The sequence below is a fragment of the Fictibacillus nanhaiensis genome (assembly GCF_049537595.1).
Classification (GTDB): Bacteria; Bacillota; Bacilli; order Bacillales; family Fictibacillaceae; genus Fictibacillus; species Fictibacillus nanhaiensis_F.
This window is the reverse complement of sequence record NZ_JBMULM010000002.1, coordinates 318,335-340,325: the sequence shown is the minus strand read 5'-3', so window position 1 is coordinate 340,325 and position 21,991 is coordinate 318,335. Positions and strand designations below refer to the sequence as shown.

The window sequence follows — 21,991 nt, the reverse complement described above, 5'->3', positions numbered from 1 at the left end:
TCCCGTAAACGTTTTTTGCTTCTTTCATTAGTTTATTTATATTTTTTCCAAAAATGGCTGAAAGTTAACTTCTTTATAAAATATTTAGGAAAATGCAAAAAACAGCTGACTCTAAGGTACATTGTAAATACCTTATTGAATCAGCTGTTATTATGATTCCCACAATCTTCATGAAGAGTACAGTTCATGCTCTTTTATATATTCATAACAAGCATCTGGCAACAGATACCTCGGCTCGCCACCTTTAGAAAATTCATCGCGAATATAGGTGCTGCTGATTTCCATAGACAGACCTTTATCGATCAGATGAAATTTTGTGCCATCATCATGATTTCTTAGGACGGGTGAACGAGAGATCGTTTTAACCATGTTAATTTCATCCCTTGCCATCACAATAAATTTATTGCTCGAAATTAACTCTTCATCATACTTCCACTTACCATTCGCAATATCAACCAACAGATCTGCTCCCATAATGAAATACACCTCATCATCAGGATATTTTTGTTTAAAATGTTCCATCGTGTAAAACGTGTAAACTTCCCAAGCTTCTTGAAGCATCTCATGATCATCGGCAATAAATGTATGATTATTTGAAATTGCAAGCTGAAGCATCTCCCAACGATGGACATCAGACGTTTTCATCGTTTTATCTTTTCGTTTACTTGAGCATGGAAGGAAGATCACTTTGTCTAGTTTACAGCGATGTGCAACGGTACTAGCGGTCCATAGATGTACATTCGTTATAGGGTCAAAAGATGAGCCATAGATTCCAATCTTACCCATTATGAGATTCTCCCTCTTCAATTAATGACATTACTTTAGTTTGCACGTCTTGAATATTCTTCATCTTGTTGTCCCAGCATGCTTGACTAAGATCAACTGGATACTCTTCGGGATGCATCGTGCGTTTGTATTCGTCCCATAACACTTCAAGGTTTTCTTTTGCAAAAATCTGTATCTCTTCGAGAGTAGGAGTTTCATAGACAACGTTACCTTCTACAAAAATATCTTGATGAAGTTCTTTTGCTTTAAAGTTCGTTACAAATTTACTAATAAACGTATGAACGGGATGAAACATTTTAAGTCTAGACTCTTCTTGAGGCGTTTCATTCTCCAGCGCAATGTAGTCGCCTTCAGATTTATTGTTCTGTGTATTAATGATTCGATACACTTTTTTCAAACCAGGAGTCGTTACCTTTTCCGGATTTCCACTGATTTTAATCGTGTCTACCATATTGCCTTGTTCGTCTTCAATAGAGACGAGTTTGTAGACTGCTCCTAAAGCCGGCTGATCATATGCTGTGATTAGTTTTGTACCGATGCCCCATGAATCAATCTTTGCACCTTGCGCTTTTAGATTGATGATCGTATTCTCATCCAGATCATTTGAAGCAATTATCTTTGTATCTGTAAAACCTGCCTCGTCAAGCATCTTTCTCGCCTCTTTTGAAAGGTAAGCGAGATCCCCACTATCTAGACGAATTCCCTGAAAGTTGATCTTGTTTCCTAGTTCTTTAGCAACTTTAATCGCTGTAGGCACTCCAGAGCGCAAAGTATCATACGTATCGACTAAGAACACACAATCTTTGTGCCGACGGGCATATTTATGAAATGCGGTATATTCATCACGGTACGTTTGAACGAGGGCATGTGCATGAGTACCTGCGACTGGTATGCCGAACCGTTTCCCTGCTCTGACGTTAGACGTTGCTTCAAAACCACCGATAAATGCGGCTCTCGTTCCCCAAATCGCTGCATCCATCTCTTGAGCTCTGCGTGTTCCAAATTCCATCACTCGTTCTTCACCAACCACTTGTTTAATACGGGATGCTTTTGTAGCGATAAGTGTCTGATAGTTTACGATATTTAGAATAGCTGTTTCAATAAGCTGAGCTTCTGCTAATGGTGCCTCTATTCGTATGATCGGTTCGTTCGCAAAGACCAATTCCCCCTCTATCATAGAGCGAACGGTCCCCGTAAATTTCACTTGCTCTAGATACTCCAAATAATCTTCTTTGTACCCTAGTTCTTCTCGAAGGTAATCAAGATCAGTTGTTGTAAACGTAAAGTTCTTCAGATAATCTATGATTCTTTCTAATCCAGCAAATACAGCATACCCGTTCCCAAAAGGAAGTTTGCGAAAGAACACTTCAAAAACGGCTCTCTTGTTATGAATATTGTCCTCCCAGTACGTTTCCGCCATATTGATCTGGTAAAAATCTGTGTGCAGCGTTAAACTATCATCAGCATATTTATTGTTCATTTTCATTACCTCCAAGAGAATGATTTAGATAACTTCTGCGTTTAAACAACTCTTAAAATGTCCTAGTGCCCACTCATGTCCTGCTTGGTTAAAGCTCGCTACTCCTCTTTCATGTACAACGATCTTAAGTCCGGCATTGTAAGCATCAACAGCTGTATGAAGACAGCAGATGTCTGTGCACACCCCTACGATATGGACCTCTGTAATACCACGTTCACGTAGCTTCATTAATAGATCTGTTCCCGCGAAGGCACTGTATCGGGTCTTATCCATCCAATAAACATTCGATTTTGTTTTGTGTGTTTCATAGACTTTTTGAAGATTTCCATAAAGGTCACGCCCAGGTGTACCATCAATGTTATGCGGAGGAAAAAGCTCGTTTTCTGGATGAAACTTATCATCTGTATGATGCTGATCTATAGCAAAAACAACAAAATCACCGTTTTTTATAAATTGTTCCGTGACAGAGGTGATCTCATTTTCAATATCTTGACCTGGTTTCCCACAAGTTAGTGCACCTTCATCTGCCACAAAATCAAATGTGTAATCAATATTGATCAATGCTTTTTTCATAGTAATTGCCTCCTAATTTTTTTGATTAACTATTAACAACTTGTTAATTAATATTATTAAAAAAATTGATTTAATAACGTGCTGTATAGATTGGCTTTATTACATCCATCTCAATGAATGTATAAAGTTTTGTTGCTCTCTTCGACGTTCTTGTTGTTGTTTTTCCTTGTACTTCTTGAATAAAAGGAAGAGATTTTATCTTTCTTGAAAATGATTGATCACTTAAAATCGCAGGATCATTTGTTACGGTTTTTAAAACAGCCTGAAGTTCAGAATACGTAAAGTTTTCAGGCAAGAATTTCTTAGCTACAGTTGTTTGCAACAGATCGTTGGTGATGACTTGAATCGCATCTGCAATGATCTGCTTATGATCAAACGCTAGATCAAGGTCCAGTACTTCTTTTACCGAAAACAATTCAATATCAGCTGCATCATCTTGTGCTTTTCTTAGCGATAGATACGTATCAGGAACAATCGCATAATGAGCGTTCGAGATGATCCATCCTCTAGGATCTCGACCTGGTTTATCGTAAACACCAAATTGTTTAATATGGATTCCTGAGATATTCGTCTCTTCTTCTAACTCTCGTTTAGCTGCTTGAAAACCGGTTTCATCATCTTGCACAAAACCTCCTGGAATCGCCCACTTGTTTGCTTCAATGTTCACATTTCCTTCTGAATCAAGTGCAGCTCTTTTAATCAGCATGATTTTGAGATCCATCGTAGGAGGTTTGTATGCCTCATTTTTTTCTGAGATTATTGTAAAGACGCAAATATCGGAAGTGTAGCCATCTGGCGTGCGATATTTTTTGATGTCGTATTGTTTCATAGCTTCCTTATTAGACAATGATGCCCCTCCTTTATAATTAACAAATTGTTTATTGTTAATTTATTTATATTCTATTTACCTCATTTTGTCAATGGATAAACCATATTTTATTTAAAATAAAAGTTATTGTATCTCATGGTTGTACTTAATAGTAGTTGGTTTCGTTCGAAGTTGTCGCTTGTCATGAGGTATTCGGTGAACATCTTAAAAAAAATAAAAACCACCCGAGAAGACGAATCCACCCGGATGGCTATTTCTATTGTGTATGCATAACGACTTTTTTATACGTGGAATCAGCCTTTATTTTCCGGTCGAACAAAGCTCATCTTTTCTATGTAAGCTGCTAAAAATGGAAGATCAGGGTAATGCTTCTCCACAAGGTTAAAAACTTCTCGAATCAAAAGTTCTAACTCTCTTATACTCTCATGAACATTTTGGATGAGAATACGAGATAGCCGCTCATATAAATGATGTGGCTTTATTGTAAAGATCTCGCTGTATTTGTGCATCCACTTAAAGGACGGATGATGAATATACAGTTTATTTAAACCGAATAGTGTTCCGAGAAGCTTCTTCTGTACACCAACCATCAGATCATAAAGCATGATCCACTCGTTCCTATCCAATAGAGCATAACGGTTATTCCACCTACTCCATAAAGCTAGATTTTCTTCAATCATGTTTTGTGCTAATTGATCTGGATACGCTTCCACTTCTTTTTTTAGTTCACTAATTACGCGATCTCCGTACAAACTCACTCCATAAAACACGGATGAAGCCATGCACTGTTTACCGTAATCCACTTCATACTCTTTCACTACTTCCTTTATCCACGTATGTACTGTAGATGTTAAAAAACTGCTGATCTCAAGTTTTTTATTTTGAGGCGTTAAATAGCTTTCTGCCCATTCTTCCTCTTCAAACGGGTGAAATTCTATAATTAATCCATCTATCTCGCGAATAGGATACATCCGATCTTCATCAGTCGGAGGTTCCGACCAGAAAATATTCAGTTCGATATCTGAGTGCTTGTCTTCCCAGCCTCTTGAAACAGACCCTGCCAATAATACAGCTTGCACTTTTTTGTTTTCTTTATAAATAGCTGCCATTTTACTAGCCATATCTTTTAGTTTCAATTTCAACTCTCCCACTTTCATCTAACTTCACTTGTTTCTTAAAGTCTACTAACATATGTAAATTTTTGATAGTATTAGATTATCATAATTTAAACGTTTTCGTTTATGAGGAGTAGGTATGCAAACTATAAAGAAATACACAATCTCTCAAGAAACATTGGAAAAGTGGAGCAGAATTTTTGTGCCTGATCGTGATTTTTTCTATTTTAGGAGTAAACCAGACCATTTTCCTTCTCATAAAATAACGGAAATGAATAAAACTGCGTTTACACTTGACGTTCGAACATCTTTTCTTACATGGTCTATTAACAAAAAAGCTGAATATGTATGCGTGATGTCCAATGAAGAGTTTCAAGCTCAATCTTCGTTAGAAAAGGAAAAGATAATAACAGAACAAAAAGGACTTAATAGAGGACTTGTTTTTACAGAAAATGAATTAATAGATCTGATGAAGAATTTAAATTTGTTAGACACCGATAACCAACTGGAAATCTTAAAACAAGGTGCTTCATTTAAAGATATTGTGATTCTCCAAAAGTGCAACTGGGATCAAGTATCAAAGAACGTTCAACATACTATCTTGATGAATTACGCAGAAGAGTGGATTGAGGAGTATGCATTAGAACCAGAAATACGTGAAAGCTATCAAACTCGATACCCAGAGTTATACCCGTACATGAACACTTTTCCAGAAGAGAACGGTCCTAACTGCCTTTCGGCTGTCGCTTCAGCAATTCGTTCTTCTACCGATGATATCAAGTGCTGGATGCAAGTTGAACCCTTTCTCCAACTGTTAGAAGAAAACCACTACCATTACATTGAGACTTCTTCTGTTCAAGCAGAAGATGTATGGATATGGTTTAATGAGCAATATCAAGTTGTACATGTTGCTTATCTTTTAAGTGAAGAACATGCATTTAACAAACATGGCCAAACAATATTTAACCCGTGGCAAGTTATTCAAATTAACGAACTCAAAAAGGCGTGGGCTAACTTTACATGTAAAGTTTATAGAAAACTTTAACAGACTTTAACAGAGAACGGTGGGATCAATCAGATGTTAAATTCAAAAAGAATTCGATTTCGAGAGATGGTTTCTGAGGATTGGAAAGCGATTCACCGGTATGCCTCACAAGAGATGGTTTCTCAATACCAGCCTTGGGGGCCAAATCGTGAAAAAGATTCTATAGCCTATGTGAATGAAGTAATTAATGATGCAAACAGAAATCCTCGTAAACGGTATGCTTTTGCGGTCGTTGAAAAGCAATCAAACCTGTTGATCGGAGCTGGAGAATTACAGATCTCCTCTTTTTCAAATCGTGTGGGTGAGATCGGTTATGTGTTTCATCCGGATTATTGGGGAAAAGGATTTGCGACGGAAGCTGGGCAACTTTTGCTGAGGTTTGGTTTTGAAGTTCTGCAGCTTCATCGCATTTTTGCAACTTGTGATCCTAGAAATAAAGCTTCAGAAAAAGTTTTGAAAAAACTAGACATGACGTTAGAAGGCGTATTACGTGAATCTATCTTGCTTAAAGACGGATGGCGTGACTCTATTTTATTTAGTATGCTAGAGCACGAATGGACAGACAAAAAAGGACTCAACTAAGAGTCCTTTTTCACGTTTTATTTATGATGAAACGGACATTTTCCCGCTATCGGTTCAACGTCGTCTCCAATAAAGTATTGTTTCCATTCACGGTGTTCCGGGTCCCCATAATGACTGATGTTCGGGTGCTTCGGAAGATTATCCCACTTTTCTACCCGCTCTCGAACTTTTTCACGAGACATCGCTCCGCCTGGTGAAGTTCCCTCTAAGCCCTCAAAAATGCGACGAGGCTGGAATCCGAGAACTAAACTGTTACCAAGATCTCTTGTTTTTCTTTGTTTGTATGCGGGTGCGTTCCCGAATACAAAATAAGGCTCATTATCAAATGAAAAAGCGAATAAGTGGTGGTCCGGGTCTTTCGGTATATGCTCTGGCCAAGGTTGATTATCTGTTTCGTGCAATGACTGAAGCATCTTCCAAAAATAATCGCGGTAATACGGAATGTCTTTTTCTTCTTTCTCTGGCTCAACAAACACAAATAATCCGTGACGAATCAATTTAGGTGCATCAAAAAGTTTGTTAAATTCTCGAATTGCATCAGGCAGGTTCGACCAGTCATCATGCGTCACATAGGCATATCGCAATTCTCCCTTATTCTCAGCAGCCATTCCAAAATAACAAGGAAACGTTTTGTTCGTCACTGTCTCATGGAAAGTCTTATACTCCTCGATCACCCACGCTGGCACTATTTCTGGATTCGTCATATCTTCTTTTTTCAACAAACACAATTGTTTCGTCTCCACTCAACCACTCCTCTAATCTGTTAATGAGGAATTTCCCTTAAGCTAGTTTGTTAAAACATGATTATTACTTCTTCTTTTTTCCAGTTCTTTTTTTAATCCATGTTGATGACGAGCCAACCAAACCATTTCTTGTTGAAATCTTTTTGGTGGCTCTCCTTCATGAGGATGGATATCGATCCACCACGTACTTTCCATATACCAAACCAACTTTAAAGATATTACTAATCTTTCAACTGATAATTCATTTGTATGATTGTACCCTTTAAGAAATGCCTGGACAGCTTTACGATTTAACGTATTATTTTGCAGACAAGTTGAGATGATCAGTCTCCCGATATCCAATTCTAAATAGTCATAGTTCATTCGATCAAAATCGAGAATCGCCGACAATTGATTTTCGGAAAAGAGTAAGTTATCCACCCAAAGATCGCGATGACACCAGCCTCGAGTGAGATTATTAAACTGCTCTCGATCCAACGCTAAGGTTGCAGTCTTTTGTAGATCCATTAGAGAACGGATATGATCTAATCCTTGTTCATCACACTTATGTATTTCACTTTGCCAATACTCCACACGTTCTTCTATAGAAGGAATTTTGAATAGCGTTTCTGATTTCGCTGATAATGTTCCATCATTCAATAAAGTGTGAAGCTTTCCAACTTCCTCACCAAGAGATTGGATCTGGCTACTCGTAAGATTTCCTGGTGAGACTATGCTTCCTTCCATGAAGCGCATTACCGTAAAGAGTTCACCTTGTGACGACTTCTGTAAAAGTTCACCTTTGTACACCAAGAGTTCCGGACAAGCTATTCCTTGTGAGAACAATCTATTTTGTGTATGAAGAGCAGATTGAATCGTTGAAAGATCGTACCTTTTCATTCGCTCTTTATTGTATTGTTTTATTAGAAAAACACCTTGATTCGTTTCGATCTTCCATTTTTGATTGAGCCATCCTCGATTGATCGGTGTACCTTTTTTATCCACTTCAAAACCAAACCGGGTTTCTACCTCTTCTTTTAAATGAGTCCAAAGACTTTCATTCGATATCCCAGTCTCCACTTTTATTCACTTCTTTCTAACTGTTACTTGAGTTCTTGCCATTTTGTCCAAAGCGTTTCGTCTCTTTTTATGTAATTTCCGGCATCTCGGTCCATGTATCCGTTCACTATAAATTCTCTGCGAATGGTACAAAAATCTTCATGATACGTCTTGATAAATTCATTGATCTCTCGTTCCGTATAGGACTGATTGTCGTTCAATTGCTGAACGAAGTATTCTAAGACCACTAATTTCTTTTTCTTTTGAGAAGGGATGTTCTTTAAGCGCCCGTCTTTGTTTAAAAATGCGTTCAATACACTTTTTTGATAACTATCTAGACTAGTTGTCATTTTGGTTGTTCCTTTCTTTACAGAAATTAATTGTCCATTTTTCGATGTCTTTAAAGCCTAACCTTTTTATAGATACGACCAGCTTCTGGGTTGTCATAAAATAATGACAGTGTCTTATTTTCTTGAAAAAGGTTATACATCAAGTGTTCTATACAGATGCTTGCCAATCCTTTTCCCTTTTTCTCAGGCAGGGTACAGACACCTGATACCATGGCGGCTACAGATGTCTCACAAACGGTAGATGCTGATGAGATCAACTTGTTATCTTCTTTAATCACGAATATCCTAGACCATCCATTATTCATCTGATCAATAAATGATTCCGGATTATACTCCCTCTTAAATTCAGGAACTTCTTGATAAAAAGAGATGAGCTGAGGAATTTCTTCTTTGCTTAAACATCTGACAGATGCAGAATGGTTAAGATCATGTATGGGATCACATTTAGCATAATAATAACTTTCGTGTTTATCGTAACCGTCTGTAATAAATGGTTCTATTTCTTTCGTTAAGCGCTCAATTCCATTTACTTCTTTCTCATTTGTATCTTTATTGATGATGTCCGCAAACTTCTGTATATTACATTCTGTTTCCCAATAAGGTGTGTATTTGTTCTTGAATTTACATAGCAGAGCGATTAGATCACCGCTGGAATCGAACTGACCCCAAAGCGTCTGGATATCCGCTTCGTACCCATATGATTCTATTCCCCACAACGTAAACAGGTTCTCTGCCGGCTTTTTGCTCAGAAGTTTCATTACGTTCTCATGATCACTTTGATTTAATTTTCTCATATTCTTGTATCCTCAACTTATAGAGATTGTGATTGCCTATTCCGTTCAAAACCTAAATAACGTGTGCCTCTGTCACCTTCAACTAACGTGCCGTATTCTTGTGCCTTAACGTGAAACTCCATTCGGTCCCCGCTCTCTACTTCAAACGTGACATAGTACCATGTGGAAGCAGAAGTATCATTAGAACCACCGCTTACTTTGCTTCTTTTCGTTACCACTTCGGCCGCGACAGATAGTACAGGCTGCTTATTATTGCTGTTCCACTGACTGATTCCTTTCACGATGACAATTACAAAAACACTTATAACGATTACAAAGACAGCACCGATAAAAATGGGAACGATATCAAACATCAAATCTCCGCTGCCGCCAAATCCTGGTTCTTCAAAACCTTCCATATCTTCATCCCCCTATCACCTACTTACCATAATATTACATACGAAAGTGAAAAAATAGAAGTTTCAGATTTAAAGCCGTTCTTTTACGGTACGTGTTTTTATTTCTGTTTGCTCTCTTTCCACCTGAAGTAACGTCGCGACCACCGGTAACATGGTAATAACCACCTGAACGCTGACTCTTTCCACCGATAAATCGCCTCTCACCACCCCAAACACACAAAGAAGACTTCCTTTTCATCAAGGAAGTCCTCTTTTTCTAATTATTGAACACTCATCTCTTTGTTTTGGCGAATTTCATAAAGTGCATTTCGTACTTTTCCAAACTCAGAGGCGTGTGGACGGTCATCTCCATCTCCATAACCGTAATCTACCATCCTATTTCGGTTCAAACATAGCTTTGTAAACTCTGGCTTAAAGAAATCAAACAGCTTGAAACGCTCTTCTAGATGTGGAAATCTCGCTTGATACGCTTCAATACTGTCTACTAAATATGACCAGAACGCTTTTTCTTCTATTAAATCGTTACGCACCAGTACATTTGACAGATAACGAAGATGACAGATAAAGAGTCCTGTGAAAATAAATTGAGTCAATCCTTCAGGTGGTTCACTGCGTAATACAGCGCGCAACTCTTCTGTTACTCCCTCTAACTCTTTGAAAGGCTGATCCGAGATGTTCACGTCATCTACGTAATCTTTTACCGCTAGTCTTTCAGGCTGATAGTCTTTCAAAATTAAGATCGTGTTCTGACCATGCGGCGAAAAGACTGTTCCATATTGATAGAGGAAATGAAGCAACGGTGGCATCACAACACCAAAGAACTTCTTCATCCATTCGTCAGCAGTTAACCCAGACTTTTCGATCAGACTTTGTACATAAGGCTTCCCGTTTCCATCAACATGATGAAGGGCAGCAAGTGTGATCGGTTGTTCACCGTCTTTTAAATACGTGTAGATGCTCTCACGCCAGATTGTTCCTAACATCTCTAGATATTGATATGGTGCTCCCTTTAGCTCGCTATAGTGAGGGTGATCTACATTAATACTCGCTATCTCTCCCGGAAGGACGACTTCACATTCATCACGTAAAAAATGGTCTCCTTCAAATATTCCTTTGATGTGCTCTGTAACACGAGGTGCGATGCGTGTTCGTTCTGACGGAAGTCCTCGATACACGAGCGTATTTAAAATACTCATCGGCAGCTTGACATGAGATTTCAACGGGTTTGTTACATTTACAAACGTTCGTACAGACTGTTGAGGCAAGTAATGATCGGTTCCTTCTTCTAAAGGAACGATCATTCCTGTCGCTAGATCCAGAGGGAAATTTTGAATCAATACGTTATTCCACTGCCATTCATGTACCGGCATAAAATAATAATCTAGCGGTAATTTCCCCTTCTCTCGTAAAATTTCATTAAAGCGCTGAACAAGGACACCATCTAGTTCTCTCATTAGAAGTTTTTCATAATGAAGTTCCTGTACAGATTTAAACTGAGCACGATCGCGATGAACGGCAATCCAGAACAGCTTTGTTTCATTCCGATTCTCAGGAGCGTATTTGTTATAGTCATGAAAGCCAAATCCGATACGACCCTTGTTATACGTGATCCATGGATGACCTGACATCTCTCCCTCTAACTCAGCATAATCAAGATCAACCAATTCATCAGATGTTTTTTTATGATTGTTTAATAGGTTTGCATCCGCAATAAGCGTATGATTCAGTTCTTTAATAAGGTGACCTGCTGTTTCGGATGACATGCCGATCACCGGCTGAATATCCATTAAGAAACGAATCGCATCTGTTGCAGATTTCCATTCATCATTTTCTAGTATCTGGATCGATTCTGGATCGACATCGAAGCTTTCAAATAAACGCTTTTCGGCTGCGAAACGATATTTGCGTTCTTCATTCACTGTAAAAACATATCCCTCATCTTCTTGCTCTGGGAAAATCATCTCTTCATACATATATTCTGCAAGCATCTTCGCTAACAGATTTTTGTTCACTTTTTCCCACGTATCTTTTTTTAACATGGACTCTGTTTCATTTATATAAAGCATCTTCTTCCTCCTTATGTATGTGCAATTTCCCTTTGTTTCTTTCTCTCGAGTACGTTCCCCATAAAAAAATGAATAAGTGTAGAACGACGAACAAACTAGCATAAGTAAATACGTCTGAAATTGAACGTGTATTAACGATGGAGGATGCCGCTACTGGAGCAAGCAGCAACCCTACATTTTGAATCGCAGAGATCTTGCTATAGTCTCCATGCATATTCCCACTCCACTTAAAGATAAATACATCTATTCTCGCAAGACACCAAGCCGCTCCTATACCGAACATAGAGCGGAAAAAGCTGAGTCCCGCGATACTCGTTTCGATTCCTTGAAGAAATAAACCAACAATGATCATGCTCGCCGCACCAACATAGCCGTACCATCCTAACCGTTCACTGTATTTTTTTATGAGCGGCAATGTGACGATTGCCATCAGACTGGGAATCAAATACAACGAACTGCTCATCATCGTATTCGTGCTGTACACATTTTCCGTGTATGTTGTAAAAAAAGGCCGGATCATATTTACTGCAAGATGAAGCGTTAAAACGATGATTCCAAAAAACAAGAATTGAGTTACTAAGCTATGATGATTGGCTTGTTCTAATTCTGGTTCTACCATTCTGTTTTTGTTTACTTTTCTTAAGAAATGTAGGCTGAAGACTCCCATTAAACATTCAATGATTCCGACGATCCAAAAGATCAATAAAGGATGATCCATTTCAATAACCCATCCAGACAAAATCGTCGCTGTGACGATCGCACCTTGCAATACGGCATGATAGCTGGCTGCTGCTCCTGTTGTAGATTTTCGATTCTCAGAGATTAGAATGGTATACAACAAAAAATAGCTGCTCTTAAAAATCAATAGAAGTACACTTGCTGCTACAAACATCGCAAAGCTATGTGAGATCGCCATCAGAAAGCAAGAGATCCCTGTTCCCCATTGCCCGATGATCAACAGTGTAGAGCTGTTATTTCTTTTGTGGGCGATCAATCCCCAGATAGGAGTAAAGACGACAACGACGAGTCTGCACGTCATAATGTAGAAACCAGTCAGGTCTGGATCATTTATGCCATATACCTTTTTAAAAAACTGAGGATAAAAAGGCGATAACAATACTTCTGTGCATACGAATAGAAAAACACAGCTCAATAGAAAAAGGTTTAAAGAACGGTTGCTGGTTTCCATGATGGTTCCGTTCCAAAATTCTGAAACACATTTTTGGTAGTAACAGGATACATTTCCTTCTCAAATAGCGTATTGATAATAACTGCGTTTCTATGTGCGCCAAGGCCAAGGTCTGGAGCACCTACACCGTGAGTATGAAGCTCACCATTTTGAATGAAGATATGGTTATTTTGCAGTCCCTTTGTCTCCAATCGATAATCGCTAGTAATCTGATAGCGGTTTTTAGAATCCCACTGAATCTGGTCCTGCATCTTCATTAAGAAATGTGGGAAAGACGGGGCATAGCCTGTCCCTAACACGATAACATCAGATTCCATTTCAAATACTTCACCCGTTACGTTCTGACGAAGTGTAAGCAAGTGAGTATCTTCATACTTTTCAAGATGAACAAGTTCGGTCATCGCCTGCAGATGGATATCAGGTTTATGCTGTCCAACTGATCTTTCATAAAGCAAATCATAAATATCAGCGATCGTGTCCATGCTGATTCCTTTGTAGAGAAGGTCTTGCTTTTTTAAAAGTTCATCCTTCTTCGAAGAAGGGAGATTGTAGAAAAAATTCGTATAATCTGGTGAAAAATACTCAAGTCCAAGCTTCGAATATTCCATCGGGAAAAATCCTTTTGATCGTGTAAACCAGTTTAAAGAATATGAGTCATTATCCTGATGCTGCGCCAGATCATAGAACACTTCTGCTGCACTCTGACCTGATCCGATGACTGTTAATGAGTTTGATTTCAGAATCTCTTCTTTTCGATCTAAGTATTGTGAAGAATGGATGACTCTTGCACCAAGTTTCTTCTCTAAATGAGAAGGGACAGAAGGAATCGTACCGATGCCAACAGCAAGATGCTTTGTATAGTACGTTTCTGTTTCCCCGGTTTCTAAAGACTCTACAATCACTTCGTATACAGAACTCTCCGCATCTTCAACCGGTTGTATGTGCTCCACTCCCATAGCAAAACGGCAAGAATCAAGCTGACTCGCTACCCAACGGCAATAGTGGTTGTATTCTTTCCTCGGGATATGAAAGTTCTCCAAGAAATAAAAGTGGTACAATCTATTATGTTTCTGCAGGTAGTTTAGAAACGTGTATTTGCTTCTCACGTCTGCCATGCTAACTAGATCCGCAAAGAATGGTACTTGTAATGTTGTGCCATCGATCAGCATGCCACTATGCCAGTTAAACTCTGTTTTCTTTTCAAAAAAGAGTGCTTTTTTACCTTTTGTTTCATCTAACATCGCTGCAAGTCCTAGGTTGAATGGACCGATGCCGACACCGATGATGTCATAGATCTCTCTATGTTGTGATGGTTTGAAAGACATCTTTCCATCTCCTCTCGAACGTTTCTCTATGGCAATACATGAGCATCCCGGTCTTATCCGGCAAATCGATCGGCTTCACTTTTTCAAAGCCGCACTTTTCAAATACATGAATCATCTTTTCATTACGAATATCAGGTTCAGCGATTACTTTTTCAGTCTCTTTCGATAAAAACTGAAAATATACGATCGCACGTAATAAAGGAAGTGCGTAACCCTTTCCAAGAAAGGATTCTTCTCCGATCAAAAGATGAATCCCCTGATCTTTAGGATGAGGATCATAGCACTTTTCCACCACATCTCCCCTTACCCAGTATGCTTCCCAATAGCTCATCGGAACTCCATCTATTAAGCCCATATACAGCGTTTGATGCTGATTTGCCAGGAAAGTTCTCAAATGCTTTTTGTATGCTTCAAACGAAATATCCAGTTTCCAGTATGGAATCACATACGGTTGCTGTTGCCACTTATGAAGAAGTGAAACATCCCGCTCCAAATCCACTTTTACATACGATAACGTCTTTTGGACCGTGTGATCATAAAAACTAAATTCTGGCTGCATCTGATTTCATCACCTTTTGTAATGGGTTTGGGATCTTCGTGTAGACTGACTGTGTTTCTAAAGAACCAACAAGCTCATCCATATCATGAAAACGAGTAAGTAAGTTCGCTTTGCACGGAAGTTCTTCCGCATCTAGTAAGCTTCTGATCAAGCCTGACTTTTTGTCTGTTAACGTATCATGGTGCATCAAGCGATGACGCAGTATGTCCATTAGCTCTTCTTCATTAATTAAATCTGCCGCTCCAAAACCGTTGATCAGACCGAATAAGTGATTCATGAAAAAATAATAACGGAAGCGTTCGATCGCGACCTCGTCACTGCAGATCGTTACACTCTTACGATTAAGACTTGGAAGCTGTTCAACGAGCAGATCCGCTTTGGATTCGCTGTAATAATAGCCTTGATTATCACGGTAATAAAAACGCTTCGGATAGCCATTCTCCATTTGGACGATCGAGTTCTGCTGATGTGCTTCAAGTGCTACACCGTATCTTTCGTACAGCCACAGCATCGGATCTAGAGCGATTGATAAATATTGCAAAAACCAATCTTTGCTGACTTCCTCTGTCGTTCTGCTCTCTCTTCGAGCGATGTCATGGATGATAGAAGCGATTCTAGAGTTTCCTCCAAAACCGTGATCCTGACAAAGGCCTGCTACTAAACTTGCATTTCTTTCATTCTCGTAAAATGGATTCTCTCTGATCACCACTTCAAAGCCTGAAGTCTCTTTATCTGTTGGAATATTTAAGAATGCCGGATCTTTAATAATCTGAAACGATGGGTAGATCTCCTGCATCTCTTGTCCGATTTTTGATTGCAGAAGTCGAGAAACTTCTACCCCTCTATGCAGCTCTTTTTCCAGGTTAACGCGCAGAGAGTTAGTAATCTTCACGGGTACAGAGAACTTGAACATATATTTGAAATTTGGACTGTATACAGAACGCATAGAAGATGTGGCCGAGAACAGCTCACCGAACGGACCGATGTAGCTCAACTTGCCATCTTTGATTAAAGATTGAACAAATGAATCATTCAATAGAACTTGAACTTGTAAAGGATGAACCGGTATGAAGACTGATTCTTCATCGTATTCTACCTGGTTGGCGAACTTCTCATCTCGTTGCAGAAGCTCTCTAGTAATCTCTTCCGCCGTCACTTCATCTGCTGTATCCTGATCGATGATCGACTTGTCCGCTTGAAAGAAATGGAGCTGAAACGTTCCCTTAAGCTCTGGAGAATAAAGAGATTCCTCTTCATCACTCATTCCTTGCTTGCTTTTCGGAGTAGGGTGGAGCAGATGACCAAACAAAAGCGACTGCTCTGCTTCAATGAATGTAAACTCACTGCCCTCTAGACTGTGAGAGTCATCTTCACGTTCTTCTAAATACCTTTGTATGTTCTTTTTGCTGAGAATCGTCCGCAGCATCAATTCATCTTCTGCATCCTCACGATCTTGTTTTAGCAACAATTCTTTTGAAAGAATAGAGACAAGCGAAATATAATCGAGTGGTATCACGTTTTCATTGTTTTCATAAACAATAGGAAAGTGGAACAGATGTCTGCCTGTTAAAGACCAATGCTTAAGAGCAGCATAGATCGCTGAACCTTGATTCCTAACTTCGATCTTCACCCATCTGTTCGGTGTCTCCCCACTCCAATTCAAATGATCTACTCCTTCGTAGACTTCTTCAAATGCTTGTGTTTCTCGAAGATAACAGTTTAAAAAACTCTGTATGCTTGCATTTTCTGCTTGTTGTTTGTGATTTGTCATTGGGTGATCCCCCTGTTTTCGTACTCTAATGCAAATTGAGAAATGGTATGAAGGATATCTTCAATATCCACGATTGTTGTTCGTGGGTTCAGTAACGTAAACTTTAAAAAGACTTCACCCTTCACTTTTGTTTTTGCGACTAAAGCTGTTCCTGAATGAAGAATTCTTTTGTAGATATACGTATTCACTTCATTTAAAGCATCTGTTGCAGCGCCGGAGTAACGGAATACAATCGCATTGATCTCTGGATTGATATTACACACCTCAATCTGAGGATTCTTATCCATTACACCGGCTGCCTGTTTCGCAAGATAAAGCGTATAATCAATCATGTTTTCAAAGCTCTTTTCTCCAACGATGCGTAATGACATGAAGAGCTTCAACGCATCAAAACGCCTTGTCGTCTGAACCGATTTGCTCACTAGGTGAACAAGGCCATCTTCTTCATCGTTCTCAGGATTCAAATAGTCTGCATGATGTGCGATATAGTGAAAATTTGTTTTTTCTCTTAAAAAGAAAGCACCACAGCTGATCGGTTGATAAAACTGCTTATGAAAGTCGATCGTAATGGAATCAGCCTGCTCGATTCCTGCTAACTTATACACATGCTGTTTACTCAGAAGTAACGCCCCACCGTAGGCTGCATCAACATGAAGCCATAATCCATTGTTTTTAGCGATCTCTGCAATCTCTGAAATTGGATCGATACTTCCAAAATCCGTTGTTCCCGCTGTTGCAACAATACACATCGGGATAAGTCCGCCATTCTTCAAGCGCTGAATCTCTTGGACTAGGCTAGCTGGGTACATCTTTTTATGCTCATCCGTTTCAACCGTTATGACTGCCTGTTCACCTAGCCCTAATTGAAAAGCTGACTTCTTCACGGTAAAGTGAGCATCCTCTGAACATAGAATACGGAGTTTATGCGACTCTGGTGGCAATCCTTGAGCTTTTACATTCCATCCCCATCGTTTATCACAAAAGAAATCGCGAGCGAGTAACAGTCCCATATAGTTCGATTGCGTACCACCACTCGTAAATGTCCCATCTGCTGAAGAGGGAAGGGCAAGCTTGTTACTTACCCATTTGATCAACCTCTCTTCTAAATAAGTAGCAGTTGAGCTTTGGTCCCACGAATCCATAGATTGATTGAGTGTACCGATGATCAATTCAGCTGCGATGGCTGAGATAAGAGGTGGACAATGAAGGTGGCCCATGCTCGTAGTATGAGATACATGTATGCTGTTTCTCACAACCTTTTCCAAAACATCGTTTAAAACCTTTTCAGTTTCCTCACCATCTTCTGAAGTGAGTGATAGTTCGTTTATTTCTTTCTCGATCTCATTGGGAAGCACACCGGTATAAGCATCAGAGTTATTCTTATAAAACCCACTTAACAGGGTTTCAGTTTCAAGGATGGTCTGTTGAAAATTCTGTATTCCTGCTTCACTATCATTAAGAAAAAAGCGATCAAAATCAGTTGTGTTCATCTAGCACCCCTATTTTATTGCGGCTCTGACCGCATCAGTGAATATTGCAATTACTTCGTCCAGTTGTTTCTCTGTGATGATAAGTGGTGGCAAAAACCTTACAACACTTCCATGCCTTCCACCTACTTCTAAGATTAAGCCCCTATTAAAGCATTCTCGTTGAATGCGGCTAGCGAGTTCAGGATTTGCAGCATAAGTTCCTTTTAATCCTGTTGGTATTCGCGGATTCACAATTTCTGCACCTACCATCAATCCTAGTCCTCGCACATCACCGATCTCAGGGATCTCATTTTGCAGGATTGAAAGTTCAAGCATAAGCTTCTCACCAAGTTCAGCAGCATGCTGTGATAAGTTGTTTTGTTTAATATGACGCAACGTCGCTGTTCCAGCAGCCATCGCCATCTGGTTTCCTCTGAACGTTCCAATATGTGCACCAGGTCCCCATTTATCCAGTTCACGATCATAGATCACAACAGATAAAGGCAAGCTTCCTCCGATCGCTTTGGACAGTACGACTACATCCGGCACGATTCCAGCATGTTGAAATGCAAATAGTTCGCCTGTACGTCCAATTCCGGTTTGTACTTCGTCAATGATTAAAGGAATGTTGCGCTCTTTCGTGATGCGGCGGATTTCGCGAAGCCACTCTACTGGTGCTGGGATAGATCCTCCTTCTCCTTGAACGACTTCCAAGATCATGGCAGCTGGAGGCAGGATCCCACTCTCTGGATCGTATAAAAGATTCTCGATATAGTTAGCACTGATTTTCCACGTGTCTTCTCCACCGATTCCGAACGGACAGCGGTATTCGTACGGATATGGCATAAAGTGTACATCTGGCATCAAGCCTTGTACGTTCTGTTTCGGTCCTAAGTTACCAGAGAGCGCCATCGTTCCATGTGTAGCTCCATGATAGCCTCCTTGGAAAGAAAGAATGCTTCTTCTTCCTGTTGCCGTTTTTACCAGCTTGATCGCTGCTTCGATCGCATCTCCACCAGTAGGTCCGCAAAATTGAATCTTAGCGCGTTTGGCGAACTCTTCTGGTAAACTATCAAACACTTCACTTACAAACTCCTCTTTTACTGGCGTAGTTAAGTCCAGTGTATGTAAAGGACGCTTGTCATGAAGCACTTTCTCAATTGCGTCTATAACTACCGGATGATTATGGCCAAGCGCAAGTGTTCCTGCTCCTGCCAGACAATCAATATATGTCTTCCCGTCTGCATCTTTTACATAAATTCCTTCTGCTTCTTCAATGGCAATGGGAATTCGACGTGGATAAGACCTTGCATTTGATTCTCTTTTCTCTTGTTGTTTTAGGTATTTTTCGTTCATCTCTATTTGTAACATGCTCATGTTTTATTCCTCCTAGTTGGATGATCAGACACTTTATTGAAAATGATTCTCATTATTGATTACATGTATAACCTTAATTGATAATGATTATCATCGTCAATGATAAATTATCCCTAATTTCTTTCCAGTTATTTTTAGCGCTGTTAGTGCACTATAGGTCTTAAGACTCGCATTTTGCGATGAATATATTTTTTCAAAAAGATGGTTCATGATAATGAACAAAAAAAAGCGACCAGCCCAAGGCTGATCGCTTCAATCATCTTTTATTGTTTATCTAACACATCAATCATCCGAAGAGCTACACTTCTACTCGATTGAGGATTCTGTCCTGTAACAAGTGTGCCATCCGTTACGGCGAAATCTTCCCATTTTCCTGCCCGTTGAAACTCCGCTCCAAGTTCACGCAGCTTTGTTTCGAGTAAGAACGGTACTTCTTTCGTCAATTGCATCTCTTCTTCCTCTTCATCCGTAAATGCTGTAACCGTTTTTCCTTTTACGATCGGTGTACCGTCTTTAAGCGTTGCCGTTGTAAGCCCAGCCGGTCCGTGACAGACACTTCCAATTACTTTATTCGTTTGTGCCATCTGACTTACTACTTCTTTTAATGCCTCACTCTTCGGAAAATCAAAAACGGTACCATGACCGCCTGGTAGATAGATCGCATCATAGCTTGTCGCATCTTCAGGAGTAAGTTCTGCAGTACCTTCCAGCTGTGCTAATGCTTCCTTATATGTTTCTTTATCCACGCCTTCTAAACTGTTTGGATCTAGTGGGACATCTCCACCTTTAATGCTTTTTACCGTAATATCATATCCTTTTTCACGAAACTCATTGAAAGGAACCGCAAACTCCTCTAACCAGAGCCCTGTCTTGTTATTACCAATGTTTTGATGATTCGTTACAACGATCAATACTCGTTTTGTCATTGTTACACTCCCTTTCATTACATTACGTTTATCATTTTTCCCGAATCTAATGATTTAAAACACGTTAAAATATAGAAGGGAGCGAGATTAAACGGTAGATTTGTCGAAAAGCCTATAAACTGATTTTTACGGCCTTTAAATTTTTTTGAAGGACCATAAATTTATTAGTAGGGACTATAAATTATTTTGAAGGACTTTAAATGTTTGTTTAGTGCCCATAAGTACGAATTCACAAAAAAAGCCTTCCTAAAAACAGGAAGGCTTACACTCACTTTATTCAAACTGTTTATAAAACTCCGGATCATCAGGGTCTGCTCCGTTACGTTTGTCTTGATTTAGCACAGAGATACGCGTCATATCCTCATTTGATAATTCAAAGTCAAAGAGTTCAATATTTTCTTCGATCCTATGCTGCGTTACCGATTTAGGTATCGTAACCACACCGTTTTGAAGATCCCAGCGTAAAATAATTTGAGCAACTGATTTATTGTATTTATCCGCAAGCTCTACCAAAGTTGGTTCCTCAAAGATCTCTCCTTTTAAAAGAGGTCTCCATGCTTCTAGTTGGATACCCTGCTCTTTACAGAACGCCAACAATTTTTCCTGGGACAAGCGAGGATGGTATTCCACTTGGTTCACCATTGGTTTAATCTCTGCTTCTCTCATCAAGTCTTCAAGATGATGCTCTTTGAAGTTACTGACACCGATCGCTTTAGTTCGTCCTTCATTATAAATCTTTTCTAGTGCTTTCCATGTTTCATTATACTTTCCAGGCACTGGCCAGTGGATCAAGTATAGATCCACATAATCTAACCCTAGTCTTTCTAGACTGGCATCAAAGGCTGCTAAGGTTCTTTCGTAGCCTTGGTCAGTGTTCCAAACTTTTGTTGTAATAAAAATTTCTTCTCTTGGGACGTTTGATTCAGCGATTGCCTGACCGACACCCGTTTCATTGTCATATAAACTTGCCGTATCAATGCTTCGATAACCTGCATCGAGCGCCCACTTTATGGACTGGATGACTTCATCACCATCTTCAGCTTTATAGACTCCTAGACCAATCCATGGCATTTGAACACCATTATGTAGAACGGCACGATCATGAATACTGCTTGGCATAATGAATCCCTCCTTGTTCACATTGTGGCACAATCTTTATAAAAGTTAAAAACATTTACACTCTTTTAAGTTTACCTGCTGTTTCAGCTAAACGTTCAGAAGCATTATCTAGAATCGTAGATTCACTCCACGTGAATCCATCGTTTTCATACCTCGGAATCACATGCATATGAAAGTGAGTAAGATTACTAAACTTTCCCCCATTTTGTTTGATCGTAATCCCATCAGGGTTAAAACAACTCTCTAGCTTTTCCGATATGTATTTTGCAGCATCCATCACAGCGCTCGTTTCTTCATTCGTAAGCTCTGTTAATTCCTTAACGTGCCTTTTCGGAACAATTAACGTGTGTCCTTCGTTAAAAGGATCAATATCTAGAAAACATGTCACCCACTCATCTTCATAAACCGCATGTATGGGTAAGACTTTATTCGCTAGTTCACATCCTAAACAACTCAT

23 protein-coding genes are annotated in these 21,991 nt (G+C 39.4%); 2 read left to right on the top strand and 21 right to left on the bottom strand.

Annotation, left to right across the window (positions count from 1 at the left end; translation table 11 throughout):
- Positions 1-168 precede the first annotated feature (168 nt).
- The 5 genes from nadD to ACOZ9X_RS13000 all read right to left on the bottom strand — a co-directional run bounded on the left by nadD (position 169) and on the right by ACOZ9X_RS13000 (position 4,804).
- Complete coding sequence (gene nadD / locus ACOZ9X_RS13020; protein ID WP_423418548.1) at positions 169-786, bottom strand: nicotinate (nicotinamide) nucleotide adenylyltransferase; 618 nt, start codon at positions 784-786, stop codon at positions 169-171.
- On the bottom strand, positions 779-2,266 hold the full coding sequence (locus ACOZ9X_RS13015) for a nicotinate phosphoribosyltransferase (protein ID WP_423418547.1): 1,488 nt from the start codon (positions 2,264-2,266) through the stop codon (positions 779-781). Before ACOZ9X_RS13015 ends, nadD begins: the two co-directional genes overlap by 8 nt.
- Positions 2,267-2,290: 24 nt before the next feature.
- Complete coding sequence (locus ACOZ9X_RS13010; RefSeq protein ID WP_423418546.1) at positions 2,291-2,839, bottom strand: cysteine hydrolase family protein; 549 nt, start codon at positions 2,837-2,839, stop codon at positions 2,291-2,293.
- A 70-nt stretch (positions 2,840-2,909) separates the two neighbouring features.
- The gene (locus ACOZ9X_RS13005; protein WP_423418545.1) at positions 2,910-3,686 is read right to left on the bottom strand and encodes an NUDIX domain-containing protein; all 777 of its coding nucleotides are present in this window, start codon (positions 3,684-3,686) and stop codon (positions 2,910-2,912) included.
- 275 nt (positions 3,687-3,961) lie between these two features.
- On the bottom strand, positions 3,962-4,804 hold the full coding sequence (locus ACOZ9X_RS13000) for a DUF4037 domain-containing protein (RefSeq protein ID WP_423418544.1): 843 nt from the start codon (positions 4,802-4,804) through the stop codon (positions 3,962-3,964).
- A 118-nt stretch (positions 4,805-4,922) separates the two neighbouring features.
- Between ACOZ9X_RS13000 and ACOZ9X_RS12995 the strand changes: the two genes are divergently transcribed.
- Positions 4,923-5,828 (top strand): hypothetical protein, encoded by a 906-nt coding sequence (locus ACOZ9X_RS12995; RefSeq protein ID WP_423418543.1) that lies wholly within the window; start codon positions 4,923-4,925, stop codon positions 5,826-5,828.
- 33 nt (positions 5,829-5,861) lie between these two features.
- Positions 5,862-6,410: a GNAT family N-acetyltransferase gene (locus ACOZ9X_RS12990; protein WP_423418542.1), complete on the top strand. Its 549-nt coding sequence runs from the start codon at positions 5,862-5,864 to the stop codon at positions 6,408-6,410.
- A 17-nt stretch (positions 6,411-6,427) separates the two neighbouring features.
- Here ACOZ9X_RS12990 and ACOZ9X_RS12985 read toward each other — a convergent pair whose 3' ends face one another.
- From ACOZ9X_RS12985 to ACOZ9X_RS12910, 16 genes are all read right to left on the bottom strand, one after another.
- Positions 6,428-7,114, bottom strand: coding sequence for a YqcI/YcgG family protein (locus tag ACOZ9X_RS12985; RefSeq protein ID WP_423418947.1), 687 nt, complete (start codon positions 7,112-7,114; stop codon positions 6,428-6,430).
- A gap of 81 nt (positions 7,115-7,195) precedes the next feature.
- Positions 7,196-8,212 (bottom strand): phosphotransferase, encoded by a 1,017-nt coding sequence (locus ACOZ9X_RS12980; RefSeq protein WP_423418541.1) that lies wholly within the window; start codon positions 8,210-8,212, stop codon positions 7,196-7,198.
- Positions 8,213-8,235: 23 nt separating this feature from the next.
- Entirely contained in the window at positions 8,236-8,541 is a 306-nt protein-coding gene (locus tag ACOZ9X_RS12975; RefSeq protein WP_205724202.1) for a DUF2087 domain-containing protein, read from the bottom strand.
- A 50-nt stretch (positions 8,542-8,591) separates the two neighbouring features.
- Positions 8,592-9,335, bottom strand: coding sequence for a GNAT family N-acetyltransferase (locus tag ACOZ9X_RS12970; protein ID WP_423418540.1), 744 nt, complete (start codon positions 9,333-9,335; stop codon positions 8,592-8,594).
- Between the two features lie 17 nt (positions 9,336-9,352).
- On the bottom strand, positions 9,353-9,733 hold the full coding sequence (locus ACOZ9X_RS12965; RefSeq protein ID WP_423418539.1) for a DUF2500 domain-containing protein: 381 nt from the start codon (positions 9,731-9,733) through the stop codon (positions 9,353-9,355).
- 34 nt (positions 9,734-9,767) lie between these two features.
- On the bottom strand, positions 9,768-9,971 hold the full coding sequence (locus ACOZ9X_RS12960) for a hypothetical protein (RefSeq protein WP_423418538.1): 204 nt from the start codon (positions 9,969-9,971) through the stop codon (positions 9,768-9,770).
- Between the two features lie 22 nt (positions 9,972-9,993).
- Positions 9,994-11,799, bottom strand: a complete 1,806-nt coding sequence (locus tag ACOZ9X_RS12955; protein WP_423418537.1) for an IucA/IucC family protein — start codon at positions 11,797-11,799, stop codon at positions 9,994-9,996.
- Entirely contained in the window at positions 11,783-12,988 is a 1,206-nt protein-coding gene (locus ACOZ9X_RS12950) for an MFS transporter (RefSeq protein ID WP_423418536.1), read from the bottom strand. The genes ACOZ9X_RS12955 and ACOZ9X_RS12950 overlap by 17 nt, the downstream gene beginning before the upstream one ends.
- Positions 12,964-14,313 (bottom strand): lysine N(6)-hydroxylase/L-ornithine N(5)-oxygenase family protein, encoded by a 1,350-nt coding sequence (locus tag ACOZ9X_RS12945; protein ID WP_423418535.1) that lies wholly within the window; start codon positions 14,311-14,313, stop codon positions 12,964-12,966. The genes ACOZ9X_RS12950 and ACOZ9X_RS12945 overlap by 25 nt, the downstream gene beginning before the upstream one ends.
- A complete protein-coding gene (locus tag ACOZ9X_RS12940; protein WP_423418534.1) occupies positions 14,288-14,872 on the bottom strand; it encodes a GNAT family N-acetyltransferase in 585 nt (194 codons plus the stop codon). The genes ACOZ9X_RS12945 and ACOZ9X_RS12940 overlap by 26 nt, the downstream gene beginning before the upstream one ends.
- A complete protein-coding gene (locus tag ACOZ9X_RS12935; RefSeq protein WP_423418533.1) occupies positions 14,856-16,643 on the bottom strand; it encodes an IucA/IucC family protein in 1,788 nt (595 codons plus the stop codon). The genes ACOZ9X_RS12940 and ACOZ9X_RS12935 overlap by 17 nt, the downstream gene beginning before the upstream one ends.
- The gene (locus ACOZ9X_RS12930; RefSeq protein WP_423418532.1) at positions 16,640-18,133 is read right to left on the bottom strand and encodes a pyridoxal phosphate-dependent decarboxylase family protein; all 1,494 of its coding nucleotides are present in this window, start codon (positions 18,131-18,133) and stop codon (positions 16,640-16,642) included. The genes ACOZ9X_RS12935 and ACOZ9X_RS12930 overlap by 4 nt, the downstream gene beginning before the upstream one ends.
- Positions 18,134-18,142: 9 nt before the next feature.
- Complete coding sequence (locus ACOZ9X_RS12925; RefSeq protein ID WP_423418531.1) at positions 18,143-19,489, bottom strand: aspartate aminotransferase family protein; 1,347 nt, start codon at positions 19,487-19,489, stop codon at positions 18,143-18,145.
- A 263-nt stretch (positions 19,490-19,752) separates the two neighbouring features.
- A complete protein-coding gene (locus tag ACOZ9X_RS12920; RefSeq protein WP_423418530.1) occupies positions 19,753-20,415 on the bottom strand; it encodes a type 1 glutamine amidotransferase domain-containing protein in 663 nt (220 codons plus the stop codon).
- Positions 20,416-20,688: 273 nt separating this feature from the next.
- Positions 20,689-21,534 (bottom strand): aldo/keto reductase, encoded by an 846-nt coding sequence (locus ACOZ9X_RS12915; protein ID WP_423418529.1) that lies wholly within the window; start codon positions 21,532-21,534, stop codon positions 20,689-20,691.
- A 55-nt stretch (positions 21,535-21,589) separates the two neighbouring features.
- Positions 21,590-21,991 (bottom strand): HIT family protein, encoded by a 402-nt coding sequence (locus ACOZ9X_RS12910; RefSeq protein WP_423418528.1) that lies wholly within the window; start codon positions 21,989-21,991, stop codon positions 21,590-21,592.